We start from the raw sequence: 25,970 nt of genomic DNA, 5'->3' as shown, positions 1-25,970 counted from the left end.
GATGCCTCAATCCGTTTGAAATGTGATGCCTTGAGTTCTGAAGCTTGACGGACAACGGCTCACCTTTTGACAAGATAAGTTCATGAAGGTGGAATATGTTAACCAAGCAAGGCGCGGTAAAACTCTCGACCCAAAAGACGACTTTGAGGTTGATCTTCGGATGCTGCCGTCGCAGCCCGCATACCGGACCTTGGTCGAGATCACAGCATTTCTGGATGTCTGATGACTGCTATGCGGGACGAAGCGGCCTTTCGATGTGTCTACACGAATGTCCGCTGTGGGAAGGCGCGTTGCAAAACGCTGCTAAACGCGAACGGGAAGCTTGCTCGACGCCTTCATTTCCTTCAGTGAAAGATTCGAGCGAATGCTGGTCACACCGGGCAAGCGCCGCAGCGTGCTGTCGACAAAGGCGCTGTAGTCGTCCAGATTCCGCGCGACCACGATCAGCAGGAAATCGTCCTCGCCGGTGGTGTTGTGGCAGGCGAGAATATTGGGCGTGACCTCGATAATTCGTTGGAACTCGGCGGTCGCGGCCTGATCGTGCTCTGAGCAGCTCAGCTGAACGAAGGCCATGACGCCGAGCCCGAGCTTTCTGCGATTGAGGTGGGCTTGGTAGCCCTCGATGATGCCCGTCTCTTCCAGTTTCTTTAGCCGTCGCCAACAGGGGGTTTCGCTCATGTTCAGGTGCTCAGCCAGTTTGGCGTTGGTCATGCGCCCGTCGCTTTGAAGCAGTTCGAGAATCTGTGCGTTGACTGTGTCGATGCTGGACAAGGGAAGAGTATCCTCAATAACCCCTCACATTGAGGGCTTTCTGCTCAAATTAACCACATAAAAGGGCAGAATGGCAAGGTAATTTCCCCGTCACGTGATAGCTTCCACTCAACCAGTCGATAAAGCCGAAAGATCCTGCCATGAAAGCTGTCCTGTTCGAGAAGTTCCAAGAAGCCCCCAAAGTCGTGAACGTGGCGGACCCTGCGCCCGAAGCGCATGGGGTCGTCCTCAAGGTCGAAGCCACTGGTGTCTGTCGCAGTGACTGGCACGGTTGGATGGGGCACGACAGTGATATCGAGCTTCCTCACATCCCCGGCCACGAACTGGCCGGTGTGGTCGAGGCGGTTGGCAAGGACGTGAAAAATTGGAAGGTGGGAGACCGGGTCACGGTGCCGTTTATCTGCGGTTGCGGGTCATGCAGCGAATGTCATGCCGGTCATCAGCAAGTGTGTCTGCATCAGGAGCAGCCGGGCTTCACCCACTGGGGCAGTTTCGCGGAATATGTGCCGATCCATCAGGCTGACCTGAACGTGGTCGCTCTGCCAGAGGCGATGGACTTCGCAACCGCCGCAAGCCTGGGCTGCCGGTTCGCCACGTCCTTTCGCGCGGTGATTGATCAGGGCAAGGTCAGTGCGGGCCAATGGGTTGCCGTGCATGGCTGCGGTGGCGTTGGTCTGTCCGCTGTGATGATCGCCAGCGCGGCGGGGGCGAATGTGATCGGGGTCGATCTCGACCCGGCGAAACTGGCGCTGGCCAAGGAGCTTGGTGCGGTCGCGGCCATCGACGGCAAAGGCGACGTGGTCGAGGCGATTAAGGAGATCACCAAGGGCGGTGCGCATGTCTCTCTGGACGCGCTTGGCCATCCCGCCACAATGACCAACTCGATTCTCTGCCTGCGGCCACGGGGCAAGCACATCCAGGTGGGTCTGATGTTGGGAGATCACGCGGCCCCGGCTGTGCCCATGCCGAAGATCGTTGGCCAGGAGATTGAGTTGCTTGGCTCCCACGGGATGCAAGCCCATCGCTATGGAGCGATGCTCGACATGGTCGAAAGCGGCAAGCTGAACCCAGCCCGGCTGGTCGGCGACAAGATCGGCATCGACGCGGCCCCGGAGGCGCTGATGTACATGGACAAGTTCCAGTCCGTCGGCGCGACCGTCATCACGAGCTTCTGAGCAATGAACAAGGTTGCATTCATCGGCGGCGGCAACATGGCGTCAGCCATCATTGGCGGCATGATCGCCAGTGGATGGGCGCCCTCACGGATTACGGTTGTCGACCCGAACACGGATCAGCGGGACTGCCTGTCAGTACAGCATGGCGTCGCGACGACAGGCGATGTGGCCGACGCCACTGCCTCTGACGTCATTGTGTTGGCCGTCAAACCTCAAGTCATTGCTGCTGTGGCAAAACAGATGGACGTAGACCTGTCTGATAAGCTGATCCTCAGCATTGCCGCCGGGGTTACGATTGCATCGCTGGAAGGCCTCTTTGGACCGGTGGCCATCGCTCGCACCATGCCCAACACGCCAGCCCTGTTCGGTCTGGGGGCGACGGGGCTTTACGTCAATGACCGCGCGTCCGAAGCGCAGCGTGTAGCGGCGAAAGGCATCATCGAAGCCTTCGGCATTTGCGTCACGGTCGCGCGTGAAGACCTTCTGGACGCTGTCACGGCCGTGTCAGGCAGCGGCCCGGCCTATTATTTCCTGATGATCGAAGAGATGATCAGGGCAGGCACGGCCCTGGGTTTGCCCTCGGAGGATGCCAAGGCGCTGACCCTTCAAACAGCACTTGGCGCTGCCACCATGGCCACCAAGGGAGATGCGCCAGAGGTCCTCCGAGCCCGTGTCACATCGCCCAACGGGACAACCCATGCGGCCATTGTCTCGATGCGGGAGGACGGTTTTGGGGACGTGGTCGCCAAGGCAATGACCGCCTGCCGCGACCGGGCCGTCGAACTGGGGAAGGCAGAGCGATGATCATTCGATGGTGGCGCGCCGTCGCCGGATCTCAGGCCGTTCTTGACCAATACGCGGACCATTTGGAACGGACGACATTCCGGGAAATGGCTGAATTGCCCGGCCATCTGGGCGCATCTTTGGCCGTCAAGGTGAATGGGACCGACTATGAACTGGTGGTGACCAGCTTCTGGTCCGATCTCGCCTCGGCGGGACATTTTGAACAGGGGGCATTCGACGATGCCGTGGTCAAGCCGAGTACCCAGAAGCTTCTGAAATCCTTTGAACTGAAGGTCGAGTATTTCGAGACGCTGGTCACCACGGGGATTTTGGAGAAGGGCTGATGCAGAATGTTTGAACAGGTTGAGGACTACCCCGTCGACCCCATCATGATCGGGGCCGACTATTTTGCAGCCGATCCCCGCAAGGACAAACTCAACCTGACCGTGGGCATTTATCAGGATGCCCATGGCCAAACGCCTGTTCTCGAAGCCGTCAAGCTGGCTGAACAAAAGCTGGTCGAGACCCAGACCAGCAAATCCTACCTCGCCCTGACGGGGGACGCCGACTATTGCCGCGTGCTGGGGCAAGAGATCATGGGCGATGCCTTGGACGAAGGCTGGGTGTCCGCACAGACCTCCGGTGGCGCCGTGGCCCTGCGAGTCATGGCGGACCTGTTGGCGCAGATGCCCAAACCGCCCACCGTCTGGCTGCAAACCCCGACCTATGGCAACTATGTTCCGATCCTGGCTGCGGCCCATGCGCGGTTCGCGCAGGTGCCGTACTACGACCGGCTGAAGGCTCAGATCACCTTTGACCAAATGCTGGACGGGCTGAAGGCCGCCCGTGCGGGCGACGTATTTCTGATGCAGGGTGTCTGCCACAACCCAACCGGCGCCGACATGACCGCAGAGCAGTTCGACGCGTTGCTTGATCTTCTGGAGGCACGCGGGATCGTCCCTTGGATCGACCTTGCCTATCTGGGGTTCGCTCAAAGCTGGGACGCCGATTGCAACATGGTCCGCAAAATCGCCGCGCGGTTTCCCGAATGCATCGTCTGCATCACTCTTTCAAAATCTTTCGGCGTTTACCGCGACCGGGCAGGCGCGCTGTTTGTGAAGACGCGCGCGGGCGACCGGGACCGAATACACCGCGCCGTGTCCGCGATCGTCCGCTCGGGCGCGTCCCACGCGCCGGATCACGGCCCATCGTTGGTGCGCACGATCTTGCAAGATGAGCGTCTCAAAAAGCTCTGGCTGGCCGATCTGGACCGGATGCGTGCCCGCGTCGTTGCGGTGCGCCAACAGATTGTCGAGACCGAACGCGAACTCCTTGGCAAAAATCAGCTCGCATACATCGCGAAGCAATCTGGCATGTTCTCACTGTTGCCTTTGACCGATACTCAAGAGACAGCCCTGACAAGAGATCATGGCATCCATGTCGTGAAAGGCGGGCGCGTGAATGTCGCTCGATTGGGGGCGGATGACATCATGAAGCTGATCGTGGCGATCTCAGACGTGACGTCCGCCAAGTAACGTTTGGCTTGCAGCAACAACGGTCAGCCAGAAAAAAATCTGGCCCGTCAACAAGGCAAAGCAGACGCTCGCATGAGCTGCAGCATCAGTCACTCTGGGCTCTGAGCCGACGTCAGAGGCGGCGCAGCATGTTCGGCAAACTGTGTCGTGATGACCTCAGTACTTCCGGCCCAACCCTGGTATTCGTTGCACGCGGTACTGCGGCGCTGCGGCACCCACACAGAGGCCAGTGCTCTACTACTTTATTCGTGGATTTTTCTGTTGCACTGGATTGCAGCGCAAAGTGTCGATCGCTAGATATATGTTATTCGAAATTGAGGTCGTAAGGTTAGAGTAGTTAATAATTGTGAATGACGAGCCAAGTGAAAAGTCTAGGGCAATCGCAAGAATGCGTGAGGACTATGAGCAAAGGGATGCTGATCGCCCCCAGCTTTGGAATCTTTCAAGGAGCTTATTGGACAGGCCTAGACTGGCGATAGGCTTTATTCGTTCTTCGAGCGCTAATTCAATACCACTAAAGTGTTGTCAGTGGTGCTTTTCACGCTCTTCACTATCCAGACATCATCATCAGTATAACCTCGACTGCGCGCCAGTCTGTGTGACAGCACTTTGTGAAAATTGTCATAAGAAAGCTGATGCTCACCGCAGGAGCATGATGTCTATCAATAAATCTTCGTGGAAATCACTCCATCCGCGGAACGGAGATTTTCAAGTTAGGCAGCCAATAATTGAGGGTTAGAACGGGTGACAGCTGCAGCTAAAAGCAGCGTAGCAATTGCTTTCGCAACGCTTTCATGAAGCGGACACACTTGGCCCATATCCGCCATTGCCCATAGCCCAAAATGCTGCATTGCAGCTTACGCAAAGCAGCCGTTCACTTAACCGCAGATATCAAGCTCATCCGCTTCTTTAGGGCCGTTGCAACCTCTGACTTCACTTCAATCTTTGAGATGTGCTCAGATAAACTATTTCCGTTATAAATGCCGTAGTCCTTTCGCGCAGTTTCTTCGACGCTGATCCTCCAGTTCTCAGAATCAAGAATAATACTTCCAGCGTCAAATAGTCGATGTAGGTCTGCTCGGAGAGGGATACCATTCCAAGCCTCATCCCCACCACCGCACCATACAGGTATGATGTGCGCGGCCTCCAATACTGCCAAGGTCTCGCATCCAGAAATCAGACAACGCGCACCAAACATCTCGAACACCTTACGTCGAAACTTAGCTTGCCATGGTCGCTGCCAGACGTCGGCTAATCTGCGTTGCCGCTCTGCTGCGATCTCAGCCTCGTTGCTCGCATTTTCGATCAGTTGAAACCCAAGTTTCTCGAAGTACCTTCGAAACACGTTTGTGATAGGGTTATCGGTCATGGGATTTCCGGCGAGCTCGTTAGCAAGACGACCTAATGGCTTCACAGGATAAGCCACACCTTCATGCATTAAGAAACCGGTACTGGACTTTCGCATCTGCCCATTTGGCTTGGGATAATTTTCATACAGCCAGGCTTGCCCTTCGGCTTTCACACGCTCGATGGCCTCTTCGGCTTGATTGCGATCAAAGGTCAATTCGGTCATCTTATCAGTATCATCCTTCAAACTTGCTGATCCTAAAACTATCGTAACGTTGCTCTGGGGATAATCCCTGAGCGAAGGCTACTTCGACCCTTAGCGGACGCTCATCTTCGCCTGATGATGCTGCAGCGCGGCCCGTCGAAGATGCCGTTCGCTGCAAGCTCAAAATCACAGCACAAGCGGACTCACACTCGCCGGGTCAAAACTGCCTAAAAGACAAGCCATTCTCATGCCTTCAGCCCCAAATGTTCACGGGCATCTGCCCACTTGTTGAATGGAGCGTCACTTGATTTCGGTGTGGGTGATGCCGTCGGAGCGATAATGCTTACGGGCATTCTTAGGCTCTCACCGAAGGCAACAGCGTTTTGCCGTGCAAGGCCAGAAATTCTTTTCACATCTCGTCTGTCGGCCCATTCGCTCGATGCTTGAACTGCCGCCAAGTCTCTATCGGACGCCAGCCGAAATGAAACCCAATTCCCGCATTGGGAAAGAACGGTTTGAGATATCTCTGATGGACGTTGAGTGCTCAACCAAAGCGCCAATCCAAATTTCCGACCTTCCTTTGCCAGTCGCTCATAGGCCAAAGAACTGCCAGTGTCGCTTTCCCCGACACCCACAGGTCTTAAATAGTGGTGTGCTTCCTCCAACACCAAAAGAGTGGGGACTTTCTTGTCTTGGCCACGCTCAAAAATCTCGAACGCGAAAAGCTCCAACAAAGAACCCAGGATAAACGGCATCAGGTCGTGAGCCACCCGTCGCAGATCAACGATGTGAACTCTCCAGTTTGAGTTCTCATCGCCGAATATGTTTGCCACTAATTCAGAGGCCTCGCGCCGCCAGTCGAGCGGTGCCATTCGGGGCGCCCCAGCCGTATCAACTATGGCTGAGAACATCGGATCTTCAACAAACCTATGGATGCGGTTTACCAGCGGGGCAACATTCCCATATTGAAATGCGTTTCGTTCCCAGCCATTCCTGCCGTTTGTCAGCGAGTAGCTTTCCGCAACCAATGGGCCCAAAGCTTTCATTGGGGGCCACACAGTCACTTCTTTTGCAGTCTTGTCCTGTAGTGCCGAAATCCGCTGCTGTGCCTGCGTTGCATTTCCACTTCGACAGTCATCGAACAAGAATGGTGTGGTATCAGTTGTTATTCCGACACCACTACCGGCATCGATCCATTTGACCCGATTGAGCGATTCCAAGGCGAACATCAGTGCTGGCCTTTGCGTCTTTTCGCTTGGCATTAGCAGCCTTTGAAGGCCGTGCCGCCCAAGCGCAAAGTAGGGAATTTTCAGGCCACCTTCTCCGAGCTTTGTTGTTCTGATCCAGCCTGGCTCTACGTTTTCTGAGAAGGCCTGCTCATACTCACCGTTAATATCAAATATGACTGTCCGAGAGCCTGGAAGCTTAACAATCTGCTGGAGTATAGCGGCTGTAAAACAGCTTTTTCCCTGTCCTGAACTCCCGAGAACAGCTACGTGTTTACTTATTAGGCTTTGAATGTCCACGTGGACTGGAGCTCCGCTGCGTAACTCATTTCCCAAGTGAATCGATGTAGGCGCGTTGTCGTCGCGACCGAGAACTGTCTTTTCCTCATCCGCGACAAGCGGATAGACCATTGCCCCTAAAGCGGGGGTAGACAGTGAGTCAGACACAAATTCGAGCTTAGCGGTTTTTCGGGTGAGTTTTCCCACGACAACGCCAACAACATGGCGCAGGGGTTCAGCCGAAAGCGAGCTTTTTCCCATGGATCGGCGATGAACCTCATTTGGTTCAGCAAAACTGATCGAACGAACCCGCAGCAACAGCAAGCGGTCGCCTGCATCAATACCCAAAAGGCTGCCAATCTCCGCAACCATCGACACACCATGTGAATGCCCCGCGACCATCCCCCGGTGGTGATCCAAGACGTTGAGAGTGATTTCCGCTCCGTCAATCCGAACCACGTACCCAATTGGTGAACGACCTATCACAATGAACCACCTTCATTTGGGTTCGTGGCTGCACCGAGTGCCTTTAGCCTTTCTTGAAGCTGGCGAAGATCTTCGTTGTAGATTGAAGGCTCAGGAAGGTGTTCGACGAAACTCCCAAAATAGGCATCCCCCCCACCACCTACGAATGTTACCCGCGGGCTTTGTAGAGAAAGCAGTTTTTGCGCCGCTGTTGGAAGTTTAGACACGTCTTCCAACCCAGAAAACTCGGGGAGATAGACAACCAACTGGAAAGTCGGGTTGAGCAACGCTGACAAAAGTAACCTGTTGATATGTTCGTCTCCAAAGCCATACCCTGAGACTAAAAGGGCGGACTGTGGACGAGACAGAAACTCAGAGTATCTGCGAAACAGCTCCCCTAGCACGAAGCCAACAGTTTGAATGTACTTCGCGGCGCTAGGGAGAACTGTAAAGGCAAGCTTATCTGTGTCGCCTTTTACGAAGGACTGGATTTCCCCCTGCGCTTCAGTCGCTTGAATTTCATAGTACTGCCCGGAAACTTCCTTCCATGTCAGAGAGCCATGGAGTTTGGCCAAATAGACATTGTAAGACCCAAACTGCGCCTCTCCCTTTGCCTGAACATTCCGAAACCCTAGATCAAAGCTCTGGGGGGTGAAGCGGCGAGAATGGAGGCCCAAGAAGCCATTGAGGACATTCAAATCAATTGAGTCTGCCGCCCACTCAATGGCGAGGTCATAGTTGGTGGTAAACAGCCAAGGAGACGATTGCCCCGGCTGTCTGGCGGACGTTAGGCGCTGCAAAAGTAGCCGGTGAGCGGACAGCCTGTCCTCGCTGTGCGCGACGCCCTCTGGAGTGTTCCACCAGCTTTCGTCCAGAAAAGACGCTCTTACCAATGCTCGATAGATCGCAGCACGAGCCTTCTTTCCCTCAACTTTCTCGATTGAGTCTGCCCGTTCCCACTCTGCCAAAGCAATTGCCAAGGTGTCCAAAAGGTTCTCAACATTTGGTGGTGCAGTTTGAGATACGCCGGGTGGCACCGGGACGGGTTGAGGCACACCGGGCGGCACTGGGGTGGGTACAAACTGATTACGGCAAAGCCACTGGTATTCGCTTGGAGACGATGACTTAAAGTCTTCCCAAAGTTGGGCCATGGTCTTCCCGCCGCATCCTACGGACGCGCCTGCCCCAAGCAAAACACCTATATTTTCCATACGTAGGAGGGTTGCCAAATGCGCCGTCAATTCAATCTCATCACTGAGAAGAACGTTACCTCTATATGCTATCAAATGAATTCCCATCTATTCTAGTTTTCAAAAGCGCTTCTAACGCGCCCCAGAAAAAGACCCACTCTGACAAATCTACCTCAAATTATCCCGATTGGCACTATGCGAATGGCTGCTATCGAAGTGCCCGACGACGTTGTTTGCATCCGCAGCCAATGACTGCTTCCCGCCCATGCTGTTGAAAAAGTCTTTGTTGCAGCGCGGTGTCCGTCCTGAATGTTGACGCTATATGATGTCCAAGGCCTCTGACGAAGGATCAATCTTCCTATCATTTTTCGGAGGCAATCATCTCTCGTTTAGATTTCCCGTCAGATAGCTGACGTTAGGGGTATCTCCGATAGTCAAGACATTTTTGGCAATGAAGCTTCGATTGTTTTGACAGATGCTTTCAATAGTTTCTTTTTCGCAATTTTCCTTTGTCTTGGATTGCTTGAATTAGCGGCGTGAGTTCTGCCTTTGTTCTTAAATTTTCGCAAAGATGCTTCGTGTCGCGCGTGCATACATTGTTAGGCATATGGCGCTTCCTGTCTCCTTGCCCATGTTGCACAGTTCACATTTTACCTATTCCGTCCCGTGAAAATCTGATGGTGCGACGGCCTGAGCAGTTCGCATGAAGCATGGAGGGGGCTACTTTGGCACGACGGTATACGGCTGAGCTTGTTTCTCTATATAATCAAGCTCTTGATGCAGTGGAGCAGCGCGAAAAGTTTGACTTGGGGGCAGCTCCGGTTCTGACAGGGTATGTGCCCGTAAAAGTGGCATCCGGTCGGATCTTCATGTTTGGAAATGCCACCGACCACCCAATTTTAGGGGATACATTGATCTCCACATCCGATCTTGTCTGGCTCGAACATGATGCCAAGATCGCACGCACAGTGTCGCGATTTTACAAGCTTGAAGAGAAAGCCGATTTTCCAACTGGAAGCCTCGTCTCGGCCGGGCATCTCTGGGGGCGCGTTCTTGGTGACGAAGAACTCGAGTACATGCTCCGAGATAAGGCAGCACTATTTCGGAAACTCATGAACTAGGGTACAGCCGGTATCTCGTGATTTCATAAAGATTTCCGGCGCGACGAAAGCCGTGAGGCACCATTGGAAGAGATCTTAAGATGAGATTCTCGCATTGACCGCAAGCATGACACAGATCTTGCGATTGCTGAATGCCACTGGTCCGTACTTCGCTGCGGAGCAGCAATATTTACGTTGGAGCGATGAGGAGTCTAACGGGCAGATTAGGGTCTTGGTTTCAATTGAAAAGGAAGTCGGGGAATTCATCCGATTTCGGAGCTTTGACATCCGGACCTCAGGACTGAATATAGCAAGATATCAGCCGTCGAGCCCATGGATCATGTTTCATAATAATATCAAGCCACTGGCACTATTTCAGCATTTTAGCATCGACAGAAATTTTGGTCTCTACAATTCCGACGCTCAGCTTCTCAGTGAATGGGTCTATGCGAATAGATCTGGTCAGGTGCTCTTCAGATCGTGTCGAAACATAGGTAAGCTTTGATCCGCTTGGTTTCGTTCAGCCAGTTATGCATAATATGAGGACCCGAAGGGGAGCAGGGCAAACCAATCTGTAAACATATCCCCACCCGGAAAGCAAACAGGGCCGCGCAAAGCGCGACCCTAGGACGTTTAGTGTTCTGAAATTCAAGGCATATCGGGATCAGACGTCCACAAGAAGTCTCTCCTTCTCGTTCCGAACAAAATAGCGAGGATCCTGATGAGAGGCGACTTTCTTGAAGCCGATTTCAACATCCCGATTCAATCGAACCATAAACGACAAGAGCTTTTCCAGAGAAAACCCATGAAGTTTTCCGTTCTGCAGAGCAGAGACTTTTGGCTGTGGAACCCCGAGAATCTCAGCTGCTTGTCGTTGATTCAGGTGGCGATGATGAACAATAGAGTTGATTTGACCCGCGATCGTGGCTTTAAGTTTTAGCTCAGGCGCATCATCGAGCCCCAGGTCAGCAAAAACATTTCCGCTGCCAACTTCGATCTCAAGTTCTTCCGCGACATCAGTCATGCTTTTTTCCTCAGTTGTTCTTTCACTTGCTTTAGGCGACGCTTTACCAGATCAGTTTCAGATTTCGGGGTCTTTTTCCCGGTTTTAGACTTCTTTTTGAACGCGTGAAGCACATACAAATCATCCCCGAGCTTCACTGCATAGACGGCTCGACAGGTTGCAACAACCTTGGCGTGCTCTGTGCTGTTGCTCACCTTAAGTTACGTCTTGATGCTTTCCATCATCCTAATTCAGTCCTTTCGATTGATATTCAACGTTTCGAATGATGGGGCGTGAACTCGGTTTACCCCCCCGTAGGACGCAACGTCATCACATCAGTCGAGGCAGCTTCTCGATTGCGTCCCGCTTCACATGGAGTGGCGTCTCGTCGCGATAGGTAGAGGTGTTGATGGACTCATCGCCTTCGCTATGGATGTGACCCACCAGATCCGTACGCGTGACATCAAGCACGTCGCCACAATGCAGGAGCGTGTGATTTACGTAGTGGCGCAGACTGTGGATGCACAGTTTGCGGCGATTCCCCTTGAGCGCAATTGTCATTGCTTTCCGCCACGCATCGTCAAAACGTTCGCCGAACTTCTCAACGGACAAGGCGAGGTCTTCGGTCGGTGACCGCTTACTGCCTTTGCGTGGGGCAGGGACGACATCGGGGAACAGCAGCGTGTGACCCTTATGGGCAGTGGATTCGGCGTATTCCATGATGCCCAGGTCTATCAGCTGCGAGTGAATGGGCACCATGCGAGTCAGCTTGTCAGCCTCATCACAGTCCGCAGCTTCGCCTTTGATACCACGGTAAACGTTTGACTGAATCACGAAGGTCGGGATGTCGTCGATGATCTGTACATCGGTGGCCAGCATCCCTGCGATCTCGGCCCGTCTTGCGCCAGTGTAAGCCAAAATGAGCGGAATCCAGTATTTACCATCTTGCACAAGAGTTGTGCCTGCCTCGTGGCGGCGTCCGGCTGAACGCGCGCCAGTCCAAATGGGGTGGGAGAACAACTGACGTGCCTCGTCGGCGCGGAAAACGGCGCGGGACTTATGCTTGTTCCGCGATGACTTCTTCTTGGGTTTCAACCCCGAGATCTCCAGCTCTGGAAGCGGGTTGCCCTCCGCTCTTGCGCGGGCAATCAGCAGCTCAATGGATTTCACATGGCGCCGCACCGTGCTCGAGTCGAGGCCGCGCTCATTGGGCGGCAGATGCTTGGCGTTCAAATACACCTCGTCAATCGTGCGGTGCAGATCCTTTGCTGAGCGCAAGAAGTTCTTCGGAAACTTCTGCAAGCTGTCGGACCAGTGGGTCAGATGCGCTTGCTTGATTTCTGTGACCTTGGAAATGCCGGTGATAAACATGAAACGGCGAATGTCAGATCCGCGCTGCTTAGCGACATCCTTGCTCATTTTGTTTTCGACCGACGTGCGCCAGAAGATATGGGCGATGTCGTCAGACCAGGTATCGGGAGTTGCCGTCAATGCGTCATCCCGGGCATCAGAAAAATAATTTTCAAGTTTTTTCATTGTCTTGCAGGTGTTCTTTGAAGCACTTTTTGAAGTGCGCTCAACCTGTGGTGATGGCGGTTCGGGACTCGAGATGACCGTCCCAGCGGGTGTTTCTTGGGGCTCAATCTCAGGCGGCGGCGCTTTGTCATCCGAGGCGCATTCAGGCGAGGGAGTCTGCAGTGCCACAGGCGTTTCCTCGTTGGGCTCCATGTGGCGCGTTTGTTCGGTGTCGGGGAGGTGTCCCGCCTGAACCGACTGAAGCGCGCGCAGGCGGGCCCGAAAACGCTCGGCCCGTAGCTGCGCGATATGTTCCTCGTCGTTGAGGGTCTCACCGGTGAGGGACGAATAAGTGGAAAGCAGGTCCTCCTGTGTCTGTTTGGACAGTGCCTTGCGGCTTTCAGCTTCATAAAGATGTAGGGCCGTCTCCAGTGTCTCCTCGTCCCACTTGGGATCAATCTTCTCGACCGGAAGCTTTTTGCGAATGCCCTGCTCAAGGAAGCTCTCATAAATGATAGGCAGTACGGACAATGAGCGCTCATTATCTGCGGAGAATCTTCCCTTCATCCGCGCAAAGTTAATCTGACGGTTCAGGTCGGAAACGCATTTCCTGAGATAATGTTCAAAATACCTGGACACGATTTTGTCAGGTAGCGCAGGCGTTAACAGTACAAAGCTATCGAACATTTGGTCGAACTCCAACTTGAGGCGTTCAAGCCATGTATGCGCAAGATTTCGATCTGTCGTCCCCAATGCCAAAAAAATTGGAGAACGAAATGTGGATAGCCCTGGGATCCGCCGACGGAAGTAAAACCGATTCCGTTTGCAGTAGAGATATTTTTGCTGTGTCAAAGTTGACCTCGGTGGTGAGGCCATCGCGAGTTTAGCTGTCTACAACCAATGCTCTGTGAGACTTTTGTGAGACGCCAGTGAGACGAATCCAAGTTAGAAATCGAAAGTGAACGGAGCTACTTTCTTTTTCTCATCCATATCAACACGTTAGGGTGTGTATGGCTCCGGCGGTAGGGATCGAACCTACGACCAATTGATTAACAGTCAACTGCTCTACCGCTGAGCTACGCCGGAACATGGGGCGTGATATAGCGGTGGTTTTTTCCGAGGTCCAGAGGGTTTCGTTACATTTTTTTCGTTTTTTTCGGATCGATCAGATCTGTTCGAACACAGCCTCGGATTCGAGATCACCTTGGCTCTGGATGCGGTTTTTCCCAACAAGATCAACGAGGTGAGCGAAGACGTTGCGTGTTGCGGCCCCCATGAGGGCGGTCGGCGTATCGGTATAGATATGACAGGCAAGGTCATAAGCCCGTGCAGGGCCGGATTCGAGCGCCTTGAGAATCTCTGCCTCTCGCATTTCTCGGTGTTCAATCAGCCATGCAAGCCGCTCCGCCGGGTTCTCTATCGGCGCACCATGCCCGGCATGAAACACCTGCCACTCCCTCGCTGCGAGTTTGCGGCATGACTCCATGAAATCTGTCAGATCACCATCTGGGGGCGACACCAGAGAGCTTGCCCAGCCCATGACATGATCCCCGCAGAAGCAGACATCCTCCATGGCAAAGGACACATGGTTTCCAAAATGGCCAGGCGTGTGGATCGTTTCGAGCGCCCAATCGTCTCCTGAAACAATCTCTCCATCCGCAAGCGTGTGGTCTGGAACAAACCCCGCATCGATACCTTCGCCACCGCCGGCAAGCCCGCGCTCGGCGAGATCCTGCATAACGGGGCTTCGGCCCGCGAAGGCGTCCCCAAAAGCAAAGACCGGTGCTCCCGTGGCCTCTGAAAGGGGCCGCGCCAATGGCGAGTGATCCACATGCGCATGAGTGACCAGAATATGAGTGATCTCTTGTCCAGGAGCCACCGCATTGAGAATTGCATCAAGATGTGTCTTGGAGTCAGGTCCGGGATCTACGACGGCGAGGCCGCGCGCTCCAACAAGATAGGTATTTGTACCCCGAAACGTCATCGGGGAGGGATTCGGAGCCAATAGACGCCGCAAGCCTGAGGAGATCTCCTCGGCGATCCCGATGGGTGGGTCGAATTTCAGGATTTCAGGATCCATGGGCTTTCCTTCCGTTCACTCTCACGGCAAGGTTTACGCATGTTCTTTCAATGGCTCAAACGCTATATGCCGCGCAGTCTCTACGGACGGGCAGCCTTGATCCTGATCCTGCCAGTGGTCACGCTGCAGCTTGTGGTGTCCTTTGTCTTCATCCAAAGGCATTTCGAAGGCGTGACGGAACAGATGACGCGGTCTGTTTCGCGAGAGTTGGTCCTTTTGCTCGACATGGTAGAGGCTAGCGGGGAGGGGCGAGAAGGCACCACGCAACTCGCGATGCTCTCGGATGCTCTCGAATACCATGTCGAGATCGGCGCGCTTTTGCCGCCCGGAAACCAACGGCGCTGGTATGATTTTTCAGGATTGGTGGTGATCCGGACGTTAAACGATCTTGTACCTGCTATTCGTGGTGTGGAACTACCTGACAACAGGATTGTTCGGGTCTACGCCGCGACCGGACAGGGGCCAACAATGTTCGAGTTTGACCGCCTTCGACTATCGGCGACCAATCCGCATCAGCTCTTGGTGAACATGGTCTTCTTCGGCGGACTTATGACCCTGATCGCCTATGTCTATCTTCGCAATCAGCTTCGCCCTGTGACGCGTTTGGCTGCCGCAGCCGAAGCATTTGGTCGTGGGCGGCATGTGCCGTATTCCCCGACAGGAGCGATCGAAGTGCGTGCGGCAGGCAATGCCTTTCTCGACATGCGCGCACGGATTGAACGGCAGATCGAACAGCGGACCTTGATGCTCTCCGGGGTCAGTCATGACCTACGTACTCCACTTACTCGGCTCAAGCTTGGCCTAAGTCTCTTAGATCGAGAGGATGCCGAGCCTCTTGAAAAAGATGTTGAAGACATGCGGAGACTCTTGGATGAGTTTCTCAGCTTTGCCCGCGGCGCCCACGAAGGGGAGCCTGAAAAGGTTGATCCAGTGGCACTCGTTCGAGAAATCGTCGAAGACAGCGCGCGCGGAGGACGAGACGTGACATTTGCGCCGGTCGAAGGAGATGGGGAGGGGCTTGTGTCCTTACGTGTTGTCGGGATCAAAAGGGCGGTTGAGAACCTGATCGGAAATGCCGTGCGTTATGGCACGACGGCCCGTGTGTCCCTTCGTCTTTCAGACAAATCCCTGCGCATTCGTGTTGAAGATGACGGCCCCGGCATTGCCGTCGAAGACCGTGAAGAAGCTGTCAAACCTTTCGCGCGCCTTGAACCTGGACGCAATCAGAACCGCGGTATGGGCGTGGGTCTCGGTCTATCGATCGCGGCGGACGTGGCACGGGCGCATGGCGGGGTCTTGCGACTTGGCGAGAGCGAGGCACTTGGCGGACTCTGCGCGGATATCGTCATCGCGCGGTGACGGCGGTCGAATCGCAATGGAAACTGGTAGGCCCGGCAGGACTTGAACCCGCAACCAAAGCGTTATGAGCGCTCTGCTCTAACCAATTGAGCTACAGGCCCTACCTTAACGCTCTTTTGCTAGCAGAAGGCGCGCCCGCGTCAAGGGTTGGCGTTGCCTCCGAGACAGCGATGGTCTAGTGCCTCTTCAAGCCAGAAATGGAGTATGACATGAGCGACGGCAAGAATGGCATCACCTACGCGGATGCAGGTGTGGATATTGATGCGGGCAATGCGCTCGTTGACCGGATCAAGCCTGCGGCCAAGCGCACATCGCGCTCGGGCGTGATGTCCGGTCTCGGCGGGTTTGGCGCGCTATTTGATCTCAAGGCAGCAGGTTATGAAGATCCGATCCTTGTCGGCGCGACCGACGGTGTCGGCACCAAGCTCCGGATCGCGATTGATACCGGAAATGTCGATGGGGTTGGGATAGATCTCGTGGCCATGTGCGTAAACGACCTTGTGTGCCAAGGCGCGGAACCGCTCTTCTTTCTCGACTATTTCGCGACCGGCAAACTCGAGACCGAGGTGGCCGCGCGGATTATCGAAGGGATTGCTGAGGGCTGTGTGCAGTCGGGCTGCGCCCTGATCGGTGGGGAAACGGCGGAGATGCCGGGCATGTATGAGGCCGGGGATTTCGACCTCGCTGGGTTTGCTGTTGGCGCGATGGAACGCGGTACGGACCTTCCGGTCGATGTTTCCGAGGGTGATGTGCTGCTTGGACTTGCCTCGAACGGTGTGCATTCGAACGGCTATAGCCTCGTGCGCAAGCTTGTTGAGGTGTCTGGCCTTGGCTGGGACGATGACTGTCCCTGGGCTGAGGGCACGCTTGGGGCCGCGCTTCTTGCGCCGACTCGTCTCTATGTCAAACAGGCGTTGGAAGCGGTGCGCGCTGGCGGTGTAAATGGGCTGGCCCATATCACTGGTGGCGGTCTGACTGAAAACTTGCCGCGGGTTCTTCCCGAGGGCCTTGGCGCAGAGATCGACTTGGGTGCTTGGGAGCTTCCGGCCGTCTTCAAGTGGCTGGCGCAAACTGGTGGCATGGCTGAGTCGGAGCTTCTCAAGACTTTTAACTGCGGCATTGGCATGATCCTCGTTGTCAAAGCGGAACGTGCGGATGCTTTGGCCGATCTGCTTGAAAAAGCCGGCGAAGATGTTTCGCGCCTCGGCACGGTCTCGGCAGGCGAGGGTATGCGCTACGCAGGCGCGCTCCTGTGAAAAAGCGCGTCGCGATCTTCATTTCCGGCGGCGGCTCCAACATGGTGCGCCTCATCGAGGATATGCAGGCTGGCGATCATCCGGCTGAACCAGTGCTGGTTCTGGCGAACGATGCAGATGCAGGTGGGCTTGCTAAGGCGGCGGCGCTCGGTGTGCCGACAACTGTCGTTGACCACCGGCCCTTCAAAGGGGATCGCGTCGCTTTTGAGGCCGCGCTTCAGGCCGCTCTGGTAGAGGCTCGGCCTGACATTATCTGCCTTGCAGGGTTCATGCGTGTCCTGACAGAGGCGTTTGTCGCGCCTTGGGAAGGCAAGATGCTGAATATCCACCCTTCGTTGCTGCCAAAATATAAAGGGCTGCATACCCATGCTCGCGCCCTTGAGGCGGGGGACGCAGAACATGGGTGTTCCGTTCATCTTGTGACTCCTGCTCTCGACGATGGTCCGATCCTAGGACAGGCACGTGTCCCGGTCCTTGAAGGCGACAGCCCGGACGACCTCGCCGCGCGTGTTCTGGTGCAGGAGCACAAGCTCTACCCTGCGGTCCTTCGGCGGTTCGCGGCAAATGATCTGCGTCCCGTCCTTCTTCCCTAGAACGGCGTTTCGCACCTATTTGCAATTCCCGCGCATTCGCCGTAGTTCTTTGGAGCAGGGAGCGAGCAATATACATAGAAGAACTCCGCGTATGAAAACACTGACGACGACTGAGGAACTGGCACAGTTTTGCGAACTGGCGCGCACGAAACCCTATGTCACGATCGACACCGAATTCCTCAGAGAGCGGACCTATTTTTCAAAACTCTGCCTGATCCAGATGGCTATTCCGGATCATGAGGGCGATGATGCGGTTCTCGTTGACCCGCTTGTTGGCGATCTCTCTCTCGAGCCTCTCTATGATCTCTTCCGCGATACCTCCGTGGTGAAGGTCTTTCATGCCGCGCGGCAGGATCTCGAGATTTTCTTTGTCGAAGCCAAGGTCTTCCCTGATCCTCTTTTCGACACACAGGTTGCCGCGATGGTCTGTGGCTTTGGTGAGCAAGTGGGCTATGAGACCCTCGTGCGGAAGATCGCCAAGCAAAGCCTCGATAAGTCGAGCCGCTTTACAGATTGGTCGCGCCGCCCATTGACCGAGGCACAGCAGAAATACGCCCTCGGAGATGTGACGCACTTGCGCCGGATCTACGAGTTCTTGGCAGATAAACTTGAAGAGACAGGCCGCGCTCATTGGGTCGCTGAAGAGCTTCGTGTTCTGACCAATCCCGAAACCTACACCGTGCGTCCGTCCGAGGCCTGGAAACGGGTCAAGACACGTACAGTGACACCGAAGTTTCTTGCCGTTGTGCGTGAGCTCGCGCGGTTCCGTGAGGGGTATGCGCAGAGCCGCAATATCCCCCGCAACAGGGTCTTCAAGGATGATGCGCTTGTAGAACTGGCATCCACCAAACCCAAGAATCTTCAGGACTTGGGGCGCTCGCGTCTCTTGTTGCGCGAAGCACGTAAAGGTGAGATCGCCGAGGGAATCCTGAGCGCGATCAAGAACGGTGTGGAGTGTCCCGCAGACGAGATGCCGACACCCGATAAGACCCGCGATAAGTTGCAGGTCAATCCAGCGCTCGCTGATCTCTTGCGGGTTCTGCTCAAGGCGCGCACTGAAAGCTCGGGGGTCGCGGCAAAGCTCATTGCGACGGCGGCAGATCTCGATGCGATCGCAGCAGGACTGCGCGATGTACCCGCATTGAGCGGGTGGCGCCGTGAGGTTTTCGGTGATGAAGCGATTCAGCTTTGCGAAGGCAAGATTGCCTTGGCCGCGAAGGGCAACAACGTGAAGGTTGTGCCGCTCTAATCAGAGCTGCGCGGCGTCTTAGCGCCGCGCCTGCCGGGCGTTGCTCTGGGAATAGACCTTGATCACCCGGACGCCTTCGAGTTGTTGGTTCGTCAGCTTGTGGCCAACGATCAAACGCCGCGCCGATGCCGGGCCCACCGGATAGCGCGGGTTCTGAACCGCTTTCATATCATAGCTCAATACGCCCTTGACCGGCTTGCCTTCATTGCGTGGATCAAGCTTGATCGCGTAGCCACCTTGCACTGTCCCAGTGCCGGTTGCCCGGATTATGGCACCGCCCGGCGTGCGCTCTACGCGCAGCTCATCCACACTCGCGACTGGTGTTCCAAGATAGCCCGGGTCCGGTCGCTTCCCAAGAAGACCAGGACCTTCTTGCGGAATAAGCGGGTTCTGTTTGGCTCTTTCTTCCTCGGTCAGCGCAACCTCTTCACTGCCCCCGAACCAATTGAACGGGTTGAGACGGCTGGAACAGGCGCTGACACCAAGTGCAGCGATGAGGAAAAGAATCGTGACGGAATTGCGCATCAGCTCGACCTCTTAGCGTTTGTTATGGGTTAGCGGATTGAGCGCCGCTTGAAAAGCACCAAGCGGGGCTGGACCTTTTGCAAAGACGGTTCTAACTCATGGAAAAGCGATTGGGAGAGCAAGATGGCAACTGCGGCATTCGAGGAAATCGTCGAAGATTTCGAGTTCATCGAAGATTGGGAAGATCGCTATCGGCACGTCATCGATCTTGGAAAGGCGATGGAGCCGCTCGACGATGCACTTAAGGTGCCCGCAACCAAGGTTGATGGCTGCGCCTCACAAGTCTGGCTTCATCCTCGGATCGAGGCCGGGGTCTTCAGTTTCGAAGGCGATAGCGATGCGGTGATCGTGCGCGGTCTGATCGCCGTCTTGCGCGCACTCTACAATGACATCCCAGTCGTCAACGTCGGCAAGGTAGATGCGCGGGCAGAATTTGAACGCCTTGGCCTCAACGAACACCTGTCATCGCAACGTTCTAATGGACTCCGCGCTATGATCGAAAGAATCCGCTCCGTGGCTGCTGAAGCGGCTTAGGTCGGATCAGTTCGCATCCCGGTAGTAGCGAAGAACATAGAGACGTATCGCGGTCGCGAGGCCCGTTTCTATATCCCGCTCTGCATCAATTTGTGCCGCCAATTCGTTGATTGCCAAGGTTTTCTTGTCAGCGATTTCACGAAACGCACGCCAGAAGTCATCCTCCAGTGAGACACTAGTGCGGTGGCCGCGCAAAGTCAGAGAGCGTTTGATCGGTCGCGCGCTCATGGCTCGTCGCGCTTGTTGCCATCGAGATGGGCTTTGGCCTTTGCAGCCTCTGATTCATCCCGAGCGCGTTCCGCTTTGGTACGCCCGAATTTCACGGAATTTTCCTGAGCACGGGCCTTCTTGGCGGCCCGCGCTTTTTCTTTTCGAAACCGGTTCAGGTTAACCGGATCGGCCATTAGTCCTTGGGACCAATCATTTGTTCGGGACGCACGACCTTTTCGAAGGTCTCTTCGTCCACAAAGCCAAGCGCAATGGCCTCTTCCTTGAGGGTTGTGCCATTCTTGTGGGCAGTCTTCGCCACTTTGGTCGCGTTGTCGTAGCCGATCGTGGGTGCGAGCGCGGTCACCAGCATGAGCGATTCCTTCATCAGCTTCTCGATGCGCGGCTCATTGGCCTTGATACCGAGGAGCATACGCTCGGTGAAGCTATCTGCTACATCGCCCAGAAGCTGGATCGACTGCAGCAGGTTGTAGCTCATCATCGGATTGTAGACGTTGAGCTCGAAATGGCCCTGCGATCCCGCGAAGGTCATTGCGGCGTTGTTGCCCATGACATGCGCAGCGACCTGGGTCATGGCTTCTGCCTGGGTCGGGTTAACCTTGCCCGGCATGATCGACGAGCCAGGTTCGTTTTCCGGCAGGATCAGTTCGCCAAGCCCGGAGCGCGGGCCCGAGCCAAGGAAGCGGATATCGTTGGCGATCTTGTACATCGCGCCCGCGACAGTCGCGAGAGCGCCAGACATAAAGACCATCGCATCATGCGCGGCAAGCGACTCGAACTTGTTCGGGGCGGTGACAAAGGGCAGGCCGGTGATCTCGGCCATATGCGCAGCAACGGCTTCGCCCCAACCATTTTGGGTGTTGAGCCCGGTGCCGACGGCTGTGCCGCCTTGCGCGAGTTCGTAGATCCCCGGAAGCGCCGCTTCCACGCGCGCAATCCCCTGACGGATTTGGTGTGCGTAGCCGGAGAATTCCTGACCCAGGGTGAGCGGAGTCGCATCCTGCGTGTGGGTGCGGCCGATTTTGATGATGTCTTTGAATTCCTCGGACTTCTGCTCAAGCCCTTCGGCGAGTTTCTTCAGGCCCGGCATGAGCACGTCACGCACGGACATCGCCGTTGCGATATGCATTGCAGTGGGGAAAGTGTCGTTTGAGGACTGGCCCATGTTGCAGTGATCGTTGGGGTGGACCGGGTCTTTGGAACCGATAACACCACCAAGGATTTCGATGGCGCGGTTCGCGATCACTTCGTTGGAGTTCATGTTCGATTGGGTTCCCGAACCTGTTTGCCAAACAACAAGCGGAAAGTTGTCATCGAACTTGCCTTCGACCACTTCACCCGCGGCCTGGATCACGGCATCAGCGATTTTCGCGTCGAGCTTGCCCGTTGCCTTGTTTTCCATGGCGCAAGCCTTCTTGATCACGCCGAGCGCGCGGACGATCGCCACGGGCTGTTTTTCCCAGCCGATGGGAAAGTTCATGATCGAACGCTGGGTCTGGGCGCCCCAATACTTGTCTGTAGGAACCTCGAGCGGGCCAAAGCTATCGGTTTCGGTGCGGGTCTGGGTCATCGGTCGTGCTCCGTAACATTTGTCAGCCCGTGTCATAGAGAAACGGGGGCAGAAATCAATACAGTATACCGTTGGATACCGGCGCCTGCGACGGTGCAACGCGCCTAGGTCTTACGGAAACTATCCAGACTCACCACATCGGCGTCCTTGTGCGTTTCCTCAGCTTCGTCCACGTCGAGAGGCTCTTCGGGCGCGACCTCTAGGTCATCCTCTCCCTCATCCTCCTCTTGAGTCTCAAAGCGCAGGCCGAACTCGACAGATGGATCCACGAAGGTCTTGATTGCATCGTAGGGAATATAAAGGGGTTCGGGAGAGTCGCCGAAGTTCAAAGTCACGGAGAAGCCTTCGTCACTGACTTCTAGGTTCTCGTACCAATGCTGCATGACAACGGTCATTTCACCAGGGTAGCGATCCATCAACCAGTCTGCGATCCGAACATCTGGGTGGTGGGTGTCGAAGGTGATAAAGAAATGATGTTCACCGGGTAGACCATTGGCCTCGATGTCTTTCAACACCTCTTGGATGAGGCTGCGCATGGCGCGGTGCATCAGATTTCCGTAGTCGATCGTGCGGGTCATTGAGAGGCCTCGGTTTAGCTGTCTTCACCATAAGAGATTCGGCGGGAAACAAAAGATGTGCGATCAAAAAACCATAGGCACGACGAGAGCAAGGCCGGTTGCGACACAGGCGAGGACAAGAAGTGTGCGTAGCAGAGACTGTCGGAGCCAGAGGAACAGGAGCGCCGCAAGGCCGGTTAGGGCCAGCGGGACAGGACGCAGCGAAGCCAATTCCGGCAGCAAGCCAAAGCCCGTCTCGTGCAGTGTTCCGAAGAGAAGATGCAGCGCGAACCAGAGGCTCAGGTTGGCAATGACACCGAGCACCGCGGCGGAAATGGATTGAAGCGCAGCGGTAAGACGCGGTTGTGCAAGGAGGGTCTCGACATAGGGCGCGGCGGCGAAAATCCATAAGAAACAAGGGATAAACGTGACCCACAGGGTAAGGATGCTGGCTGCGATAGCCATACGCCAGCCCCCTTCGAGATAGCCGGCAAGTTGGCCTGTGAACTGTGTCACGAGGATAAGCGGGCCGGGGGTCGTCTCAGCCAAGCCGAGCGCGTCCATCATCTGCGATGTGTCGAGCCAGCCGTGGTCTTGCACGACCGCTTGCACCATGTAAGCAAGAACGGCGTAGGCACCGCCAAAGGTCACCACGGCGAGCTTGGAAAAGAAAAGGGCGATGTCGGTCAGGAAGGTATAGCCAAGCGCATAGCACAGAACGATAGGTGCGACCCAGAGCGCGCCCCAAAGAAGAACCGTGCGCAGAAGGCGGCTTGTCGATGTCGCGGGAGGCGGCACGGGTGCCGACTCGGGCTCGCTGCGCGTCACGGCTCCGAGAAGAGCCGCGAGAAAAATCACCGCCGGGAAAGGCAATAGGCCGGTATAGAGGGCAAAGAACGCAGAGATTGAGATAGCAATATTTTTCTTTGAAGTCAGAACCTTGGCACCAAGGCGCGCAAGCGCTTGTAAGACGATCGCGACGACGGTGGCCTGCACGCCGAGAAATGCTGCAGCGACAAGCGGCAAGGATCCGAAAGCGATATAGAGCGCGCCGAGAAGGGCGATGGTCAGCGCTCCTGGCAACACGAAGAGGCCGCCACCGATGAGGCCACCAGGCACGCCGCGCAAGCGCCAGCCAGAATAGGTTGCGAGCTGCATCGCTTCCGGGCCGGGCAGAAGCATGCAGAACGACAGCGCGCCGAGGAACTGTTTCTCCGAGAGCCATTGGCGGTCATCGACGAGTTCACGATGCATCAGGCTGATTTGGGCCGCGGGGCCGCCGAAAGACAAACAACCGATGCGTCCAAAGACACGGATCAGGTCGGAGAGGGGCGTAGGCGCAGACATGTCCAGCAACGACCACGCCGGGGCGATTCCTGCAAGGGTTAATGAAACCTTACGACGTCGCGCGCCTCCCGAAACAACTAACCGATCCTCTGGCCCGTGAGGCAGAGAGCGAGAGAATTGGGGGGGAGGAGGCCGATTTGTTCGAAGAAGGCCATGAAATCGAAGCTGTTGTAGGTTTCGACCATCTTATTTTCGCGGAAACGCGCAAAAAGTTGGCCGGAGCCGACCACTGGCTTGCCTGTGGCGCTATCGGTGACGCGCATGGAATAGAGCGCGGCGGCCCAATCGCCGTCTTCCATGACCTTGTCGAGGGCAACATGCACATCCTCGACCATTGCGAGAAACATCGGCACCAATTCGCGAAATTCGTTCGGACCGACCTGCATCTCAGGTAGGAGTCCGGCGGCGTGGGTCTCGGGGCAGAACATCTCGTCAATGGCATCGAGATCGCCCTCGACCCAAACGCGGCGAAACCAATCCTCAAGAATCCGTTTCTTTGTCATGGGGTTACAGCCCTTTTCGCATGTCATCTGCGAAACAGGATAGGGGGCAAGCCTGACGAAACAGTTAAGGGAAATGGAAGTGCAGGCTTCTGTTGCCAGGTGCCTGCGAACCCCGCCTGACCTTGCTAGAGATCAGGACTTAAAGTTCGGTTTTTCCAACAGCTTACGCTGCGAGAGCAACCGGAGCACGATTGTCATTTGCAATTGTACAGTTTTCGCCGGTAACGGTGGCAGACAGCCGAGACAAAGCTAACCCCTTTAGACGTTCGTCGATCCTATTTCGGCCCCAAGTCCTTCAAATGAAAGGGTTATTGGTGGAGCCGCCGGGTACCGCCCCCGGGTCCGATCCGCTTATTACGAGCGCGTTTATGTCCATAGTCCCCGAAGAGACAGATCATAAATAGGCAAGCATCGCACCGGATTCAAGGGATTCGCGGCGGGAGTGTTAACGCCGAAACCCCATGGCGGTATCACGTCGGTATTACGTCGGTATTGCATATGTGCGAGGGGCTTAGAGGCGAGTGTGAAGGATGCGCGCGGTGGGGTAAGGGGTTAACGAAATCTTTTGAAGATTTCGGGCCCTTTTCTTTGAAAGACCACGTGCCAGCCGACAAAGCGGTCGATGTCGCGGGCCTTGCGACGGATCACGCCGCCATCACGCGCCGCGCGGGACGAAAAGAGATCGCGTAGCCAAAGGTACGCGTCGAGAGGGGAGCGTCTCTTGTGCATGGGATGATTGTCCACGCGATTGGGAAAGCCCGGATTAACCTTGCTTGGCCCGCCGTGCCGACATCGCTTGGTCACCAAGCGCCAGTGTATAGGTCGCGAGCTCTGCCAGGGCCGTATCGGCAGCGGCGGCGTCCTGAGCTTCTAGGGCATCTGCGATACGGGTGTGCAGCCCGACAATCTCTTCACGCGAGCGGGCGGTGAAGGTGATCATGTTCATCAGCGGTTGCATCGCCTCGACCGCGCCAGCCAGTTGGTAGGAGAGGACCGGGTTGGCCGCGCCATCGACCAACGCACGATGAAAAGCGACGTCACTATCACAGAAGCTCTCATCTGACAGGCCGGGCTGGGCCTGACGGTGAATTTCGGCGCGCATGGTCGCAAGGTGGTCGGGACTTCGGCGCGCGGCACAAAGTGGGGCGCAAGCGCGCTCAAGCGCGAAACGGGCCTCGCAGGCGGTTTCGAAATCGACCGCATTCATCGACAACAAGAGCGTCGAGGTTGTCACGTGATTGGCGTAGGCCTCTTCATAAGAGAGGTGCCGCACGAAGGCCCCGCCCGTGGCGCCGCGCCGTGTCCGGATCAAATTCTGCGCGGCCAGCCGTTTCAGCGCTTCTCGCACGGTCGAGCGGGACACCTCGAATTGATCCGCGAGTTCGGCCTCGGAGGGCAGGCGATCATCAACGGACATTTCACCCGACAGGATCGAATCGCGGATCGCCTTGGCGATCTGGGCAGAGAGATCTTGGGGTTTGGAGGCGTCTGTTTTCATTTGTCTGACATTTAGTGTTTGATCGCAGTTTAAATGTCTGACAATTTAATCGCAAGACATTCGAGTCGGGCCACGAC

General features: G+C 55.7%; 27 protein-coding genes, 2 tRNA genes and 1 other RNA gene. 10 read left to right on the top strand and 20 right to left on the bottom strand.

What is annotated here, in order from left to right:
• Nucleotides 1–303: 303 nt before the first annotated feature.
• A complete protein-coding gene (locus tag R1W01_RS06545) occupies nt 304–771 on the bottom strand; it encodes an Lrp/AsnC family transcriptional regulator (protein ID WP_317275162.1) in 468 nt (155 codons plus the stop codon).
• A gap of 140 nt (nt 772–911) precedes the next feature.
• On the opposite strand from R1W01_RS06545, the gene R1W01_RS06540 reads away from it, so the two are divergent.
• From R1W01_RS06540 to R1W01_RS06525, 4 genes are read left to right on the top strand one after another with little or no spacing between them, the layout of a single operon-like run.
• Nucleotides 912–1,946 carry a zinc-dependent alcohol dehydrogenase family protein gene (locus R1W01_RS06540; RefSeq protein ID WP_317275161.1) on the top strand — a complete coding sequence of 345 codons (1,035 nt, stop codon included), beginning with the start codon at nt 912–914 and terminating at the stop codon, nt 1,944–1,946.
• Nucleotides 1,947–1,949: 3 nt separating this feature from the next.
• Nucleotides 1,950–2,750 (top strand): pyrroline-5-carboxylate reductase, encoded by an 801-nt coding sequence (proC, locus tag R1W01_RS06535; protein ID WP_317275160.1) that lies wholly within the window; start codon nt 1,950–1,952, stop codon nt 2,748–2,750.
• Entirely contained in the window at nt 2,747–3,073 is a 327-nt protein-coding gene (locus R1W01_RS06530; protein WP_317275159.1) for a hypothetical protein, read from the top strand. Before proC ends, R1W01_RS06530 begins: the two co-directional genes overlap by 4 nt.
• A gap of 6 nt (nt 3,074–3,079) precedes the next feature.
• Entirely contained in the window at nt 3,080–4,264 is a 1,185-nt protein-coding gene (locus tag R1W01_RS06525; protein ID WP_317275158.1) for an aromatic amino acid transaminase, read from the top strand.
• 874 nt (nt 4,265–5,138) lie between these two features.
• On the opposite strand, the gene R1W01_RS06520 is transcribed toward R1W01_RS06525, so the two are convergent.
• The 3 genes from R1W01_RS06520 to R1W01_RS06510 all read right to left on the bottom strand — a co-directional run bounded on the left by R1W01_RS06520 (nt 5,139) and on the right by R1W01_RS06510 (nt 9,084).
• Entirely contained in the window at nt 5,139–5,837 is a 699-nt protein-coding gene (locus tag R1W01_RS06520) for an HNH endonuclease signature motif containing protein (protein ID WP_317275157.1), read from the bottom strand.
• A gap of 224 nt (nt 5,838–6,061) precedes the next feature.
• Nucleotides 6,062–7,780 (bottom strand): anti-phage-associated helicase HerA, encoded by a 1,719-nt coding sequence (herA, locus tag R1W01_RS06515; protein ID WP_317275156.1) that lies wholly within the window; start codon nt 7,778–7,780, stop codon nt 6,062–6,064.
• 23 nt (nt 7,781–7,803) lie between these two features.
• Nucleotides 7,804–9,084 (bottom strand): SIR2 family anti-phage-associated protein, encoded by a 1,281-nt coding sequence (locus R1W01_RS06510; RefSeq protein WP_317275155.1) that lies wholly within the window; start codon nt 9,082–9,084, stop codon nt 7,804–7,806.
• Nucleotides 9,085–9,686: 602 nt separating this feature from the next.
• On the opposite strand from R1W01_RS06510, the gene R1W01_RS06505 reads away from it, so the two are divergent.
• A complete protein-coding gene (locus R1W01_RS06505; RefSeq protein ID WP_317275154.1) occupies nt 9,687–10,097 on the top strand; it encodes a DUF6634 family protein in 411 nt (136 codons plus the stop codon).
• A gap of 643 nt (nt 10,098–10,740) precedes the next feature.
• On the opposite strand, the gene R1W01_RS06500 is transcribed toward R1W01_RS06505, so the two are convergent.
• The 5 genes from R1W01_RS06500 to R1W01_RS06480 all read right to left on the bottom strand — a co-directional run bounded on the left by R1W01_RS06500 (nt 10,741) and on the right by R1W01_RS06480 (nt 14,674).
• A complete protein-coding gene (locus R1W01_RS06500) occupies nt 10,741–11,100 on the bottom strand; it encodes a helix-turn-helix domain-containing protein (protein ID WP_243612694.1) in 360 nt (119 codons plus the stop codon).
• Nucleotides 11,097–11,294 (bottom strand): type II toxin-antitoxin system RelE/ParE family toxin, encoded by a 198-nt coding sequence (locus R1W01_RS06495; RefSeq protein WP_317275153.1) that lies wholly within the window; start codon nt 11,292–11,294, stop codon nt 11,097–11,099. The genes R1W01_RS06500 and R1W01_RS06495 overlap by 4 nt, the downstream gene beginning before the upstream one ends.
• A gap of 115 nt (nt 11,295–11,409) precedes the next feature.
• Nucleotides 11,410–13,281: a hypothetical protein gene (locus R1W01_RS06490; RefSeq protein WP_317275152.1), complete on the bottom strand. Its 1,872-nt coding sequence runs from the start codon at nt 13,279–13,281 to the stop codon at nt 11,410–11,412.
• A 324-nt stretch (nt 13,282–13,605) separates the two neighbouring features.
• Nucleotides 13,606–13,680, bottom strand: a tRNA-Asn gene (locus R1W01_RS06485).
• Between the two features lie 79 nt (nt 13,681–13,759).
• Complete coding sequence (locus R1W01_RS06480; protein ID WP_297755300.1) at nt 13,760–14,674, bottom strand: MBL fold metallo-hydrolase; 915 nt, start codon at nt 14,672–14,674, stop codon at nt 13,760–13,762.
• Between the two features lie 39 nt (nt 14,675–14,713).
• On the opposite strand from R1W01_RS06480, the gene R1W01_RS06475 reads away from it, so the two are divergent.
• Nucleotides 14,714–16,033 carry an ATP-binding protein gene (locus R1W01_RS06475; protein WP_297755297.1) on the top strand — a complete coding sequence of 440 codons (1,320 nt, stop codon included), beginning with the start codon at nt 14,714–14,716 and terminating at the stop codon, nt 16,031–16,033.
• A 24-nt stretch (nt 16,034–16,057) separates the two neighbouring features.
• Here the strand turns inward: R1W01_RS06475 and R1W01_RS06470 are convergent.
• A tRNA-Ile gene (locus R1W01_RS06470) sits at nt 16,058–16,134 on the bottom strand.
• Nucleotides 16,135–16,242: 108 nt separating this feature from the next.
• On the opposite strand from R1W01_RS06470, the gene purM reads away from it, so the two are divergent.
• The 3 genes from purM to rnd all read left to right on the top strand — a co-directional run bounded on the left by purM (nt 16,243) and on the right by rnd (nt 19,131).
• Nucleotides 16,243–17,289: a phosphoribosylformylglycinamidine cyclo-ligase gene (gene purM, locus R1W01_RS06465; RefSeq protein ID WP_243612699.1), complete on the top strand. Its 1,047-nt coding sequence runs from the start codon at nt 16,243–16,245 to the stop codon at nt 17,287–17,289.
• Entirely contained in the window at nt 17,286–17,882 is a 597-nt protein-coding gene (gene purN, locus R1W01_RS06460; RefSeq protein ID WP_297755291.1) for a phosphoribosylglycinamide formyltransferase, read from the top strand. Before purM ends, purN begins: the two co-directional genes overlap by 4 nt.
• Before the next feature lie 91 nt (nt 17,883–17,973).
• Entirely contained in the window at nt 17,974–19,131 is a 1,158-nt protein-coding gene (gene rnd / locus R1W01_RS06455) for a ribonuclease D (protein ID WP_297755288.1), read from the top strand.
• A gap of 18 nt (nt 19,132–19,149) precedes the next feature.
• Here rnd and R1W01_RS06450 read toward each other — a convergent pair whose 3' ends face one another.
• Nucleotides 19,150–19,656 (bottom strand): hypothetical protein, encoded by a 507-nt coding sequence (locus tag R1W01_RS06450; protein ID WP_297755285.1) that lies wholly within the window; start codon nt 19,654–19,656, stop codon nt 19,150–19,152.
• A gap of 123 nt (nt 19,657–19,779) precedes the next feature.
• Here R1W01_RS06450 and R1W01_RS06445 point away from each other — a divergent pair, with 123 nt between their 5' ends.
• Entirely contained in the window at nt 19,780–20,190 is a 411-nt protein-coding gene (locus tag R1W01_RS06445) for a SufE family protein (protein ID WP_297755282.1), read from the top strand.
• A 6-nt stretch (nt 20,191–20,196) separates the two neighbouring features.
• Here R1W01_RS06445 and R1W01_RS06440 read toward each other — a convergent pair whose 3' ends face one another.
• From R1W01_RS06440 to R1W01_RS06400, 9 genes are all read right to left on the bottom strand, one after another.
• Complete coding sequence (locus R1W01_RS06440) at nt 20,197–20,418, bottom strand: ribbon-helix-helix domain-containing protein (RefSeq protein WP_243612703.1); 222 nt, start codon at nt 20,416–20,418, stop codon at nt 20,197–20,199.
• Entirely contained in the window at nt 20,415–20,594 is a 180-nt protein-coding gene (locus tag R1W01_RS06435) for a DUF4169 family protein (RefSeq protein ID WP_243612704.1), read from the bottom strand. The genes R1W01_RS06440 and R1W01_RS06435 overlap by 4 nt, the downstream gene beginning before the upstream one ends.
• Nucleotides 20,594–21,988 (bottom strand): class II fumarate hydratase, encoded by a 1,395-nt coding sequence (fumC, locus tag R1W01_RS06430; RefSeq protein ID WP_297755278.1) that lies wholly within the window; start codon nt 21,986–21,988, stop codon nt 20,594–20,596. The genes R1W01_RS06435 and fumC overlap by 1 nt, the downstream gene beginning before the upstream one ends.
• 104 nt (nt 21,989–22,092) lie before the next feature.
• On the bottom strand, nt 22,093–22,566 hold the full coding sequence (locus tag R1W01_RS06425) for an SspB family protein (RefSeq protein WP_243612706.1): 474 nt from the start codon (nt 22,564–22,566) through the stop codon (nt 22,093–22,095).
• A gap of 63 nt (nt 22,567–22,629) precedes the next feature.
• Entirely contained in the window at nt 22,630–23,892 is a 1,263-nt protein-coding gene (chrA, locus tag R1W01_RS06420) for a chromate efflux transporter (protein WP_297755274.1), read from the bottom strand.
• A 77-nt stretch (nt 23,893–23,969) separates the two neighbouring features.
• Complete coding sequence (locus R1W01_RS06415) at nt 23,970–24,395, bottom strand: ester cyclase (protein WP_297755271.1); 426 nt, start codon at nt 24,393–24,395, stop codon at nt 23,970–23,972.
• A 78-nt stretch (nt 24,396–24,473) separates the two neighbouring features.
• Nucleotides 24,474–24,825, bottom strand: a transfer-messenger RNA (tmRNA) gene (gene ssrA, locus R1W01_RS06410).
• 122 nt (nt 24,826–24,947) lie between these two features.
• Entirely contained in the window at nt 24,948–25,124 is a 177-nt protein-coding gene (locus R1W01_RS06405) for a hypothetical protein (RefSeq protein WP_317275151.1), read from the bottom strand.
• Between the two features lie 34 nt (nt 25,125–25,158).
• Entirely contained in the window at nt 25,159–25,893 is a 735-nt protein-coding gene (locus tag R1W01_RS06400; RefSeq protein WP_297755268.1) for a FadR/GntR family transcriptional regulator, read from the bottom strand.
• Nucleotides 25,894–25,970 lie beyond the last annotated feature (77 nt).

Source organism: Shimia sp. FJ5, from assembly GCF_032918335.1.
In the GTDB taxonomy this organism is placed as follows: domain Bacteria; phylum Pseudomonadota; class Alphaproteobacteria; order Rhodobacterales; family Rhodobacteraceae; genus Shimia; species Shimia aestuarii_A.
The sequence above is the reverse complement of the archived record's forward strand: the minus strand, read 5'-3'. Positions and strand labels throughout refer to the sequence as shown.

Bases quoted from the DNA above. Each gene is read 5' to 3' on its own strand.
- R1W01_RS06540 (WP_317275161.1), top strand. From the start codon at position 912: ATGAAAGCTGTCCTGTTCGAGAAGTTCCAAGAAGCCCCCAAAGTCGTG.
- proC (WP_317275160.1), top strand. From the start codon at position 1,950: ATGAACAAGGTTGCATTCATCGGCGGCGGCAACATGGCGTCAGCCATC.
- R1W01_RS06530 (WP_317275159.1), top strand. From the start codon at position 2,747: ATGATCATTCGATGGTGGCGCGCCGTCGCCGGATCTCAGGCCGTTCTT.
- R1W01_RS06525 (WP_317275158.1), top strand. From the start codon at position 3,080: ATGTTTGAACAGGTTGAGGACTACCCCGTCGACCCCATCATGATCGGG.
- R1W01_RS06520 (WP_317275157.1), bottom strand. From the start codon at position 5,837: ATGACCGAATTGACCTTTGATCGCAATCAAGCCGAAGAGGCCATCGAG.
- R1W01_RS06510 (WP_317275155.1), bottom strand. From the start codon at position 9,084: ATGGGAATTCATTTGATAGCATATAGAGGTAACGTTCTTCTCAGTGAT.
- R1W01_RS06505 (WP_317275154.1), top strand. From the start codon at position 9,687: ATGGAGGGGGCTACTTTGGCACGACGGTATACGGCTGAGCTTGTTTCT.
- R1W01_RS06500 (WP_243612694.1), bottom strand. From the start codon at position 11,100: ATGACTGATGTCGCGGAAGAACTTGAGATCGAAGTTGGCAGCGGAAAT.
- R1W01_RS06490 (WP_317275152.1), bottom strand. From the start codon at position 13,281: ATGTTCGATAGCTTTGTACTGTTAACGCCTGCGCTACCTGACAAAATC.
- R1W01_RS06480 (WP_297755300.1), bottom strand. From the start codon at position 14,674: ATGGATCCTGAAATCCTGAAATTCGACCCACCCATCGGGATCGCCGAG.
- R1W01_RS06475 (WP_297755297.1), top strand. From the start codon at position 14,714: ATGTTCTTTCAATGGCTCAAACGCTATATGCCGCGCAGTCTCTACGGA.
- purM (WP_243612699.1), top strand. From the start codon at position 16,243: ATGAGCGACGGCAAGAATGGCATCACCTACGCGGATGCAGGTGTGGAT.
- rnd (WP_297755288.1), top strand. From the start codon at position 17,974: ATGAAAACACTGACGACGACTGAGGAACTGGCACAGTTTTGCGAACTG.
- R1W01_RS06450 (WP_297755285.1), bottom strand. From the start codon at position 19,656: ATGCGCAATTCCGTCACGATTCTTTTCCTCATCGCTGCACTTGGTGTC.
- R1W01_RS06445 (WP_297755282.1), top strand. From the start codon at position 19,780: ATGGCAACTGCGGCATTCGAGGAAATCGTCGAAGATTTCGAGTTCATC.
- R1W01_RS06440 (WP_243612703.1), bottom strand. From the start codon at position 20,418: ATGAGCGCGCGACCGATCAAACGCTCTCTGACTTTGCGCGGCCACCGC.
- R1W01_RS06435 (WP_243612704.1), bottom strand. From the start codon at position 20,594: ATGGCCGATCCGGTTAACCTGAACCGGTTTCGAAAAGAAAAAGCGCGG.
- fumC (WP_297755278.1), bottom strand. From the start codon at position 21,988: ATGACCCAGACCCGCACCGAAACCGATAGCTTTGGCCCGCTCGAGGTT.
- R1W01_RS06425 (WP_243612706.1), bottom strand. From the start codon at position 22,566: ATGACCCGCACGATCGACTACGGAAATCTGATGCACCGCGCCATGCGC.
- chrA (WP_297755274.1), bottom strand. From the start codon at position 23,892: ATGTCTGCGCCTACGCCCCTCTCCGACCTGATCCGTGTCTTTGGACGC.
- R1W01_RS06415 (WP_297755271.1), bottom strand. From the start codon at position 24,395: ATGACAAAGAAACGGATTCTTGAGGATTGGTTTCGCCGCGTTTGGGTC.
- R1W01_RS06405 (WP_317275151.1), bottom strand. From the start codon at position 25,124: ATGCACAAGAGACGCTCCCCTCTCGACGCGTACCTTTGGCTACGCGAT.
- R1W01_RS06400 (WP_297755268.1), bottom strand. From the start codon at position 25,893: ATGAAAACAGACGCCTCCAAACCCCAAGATCTCTCTGCCCAGATCGCC.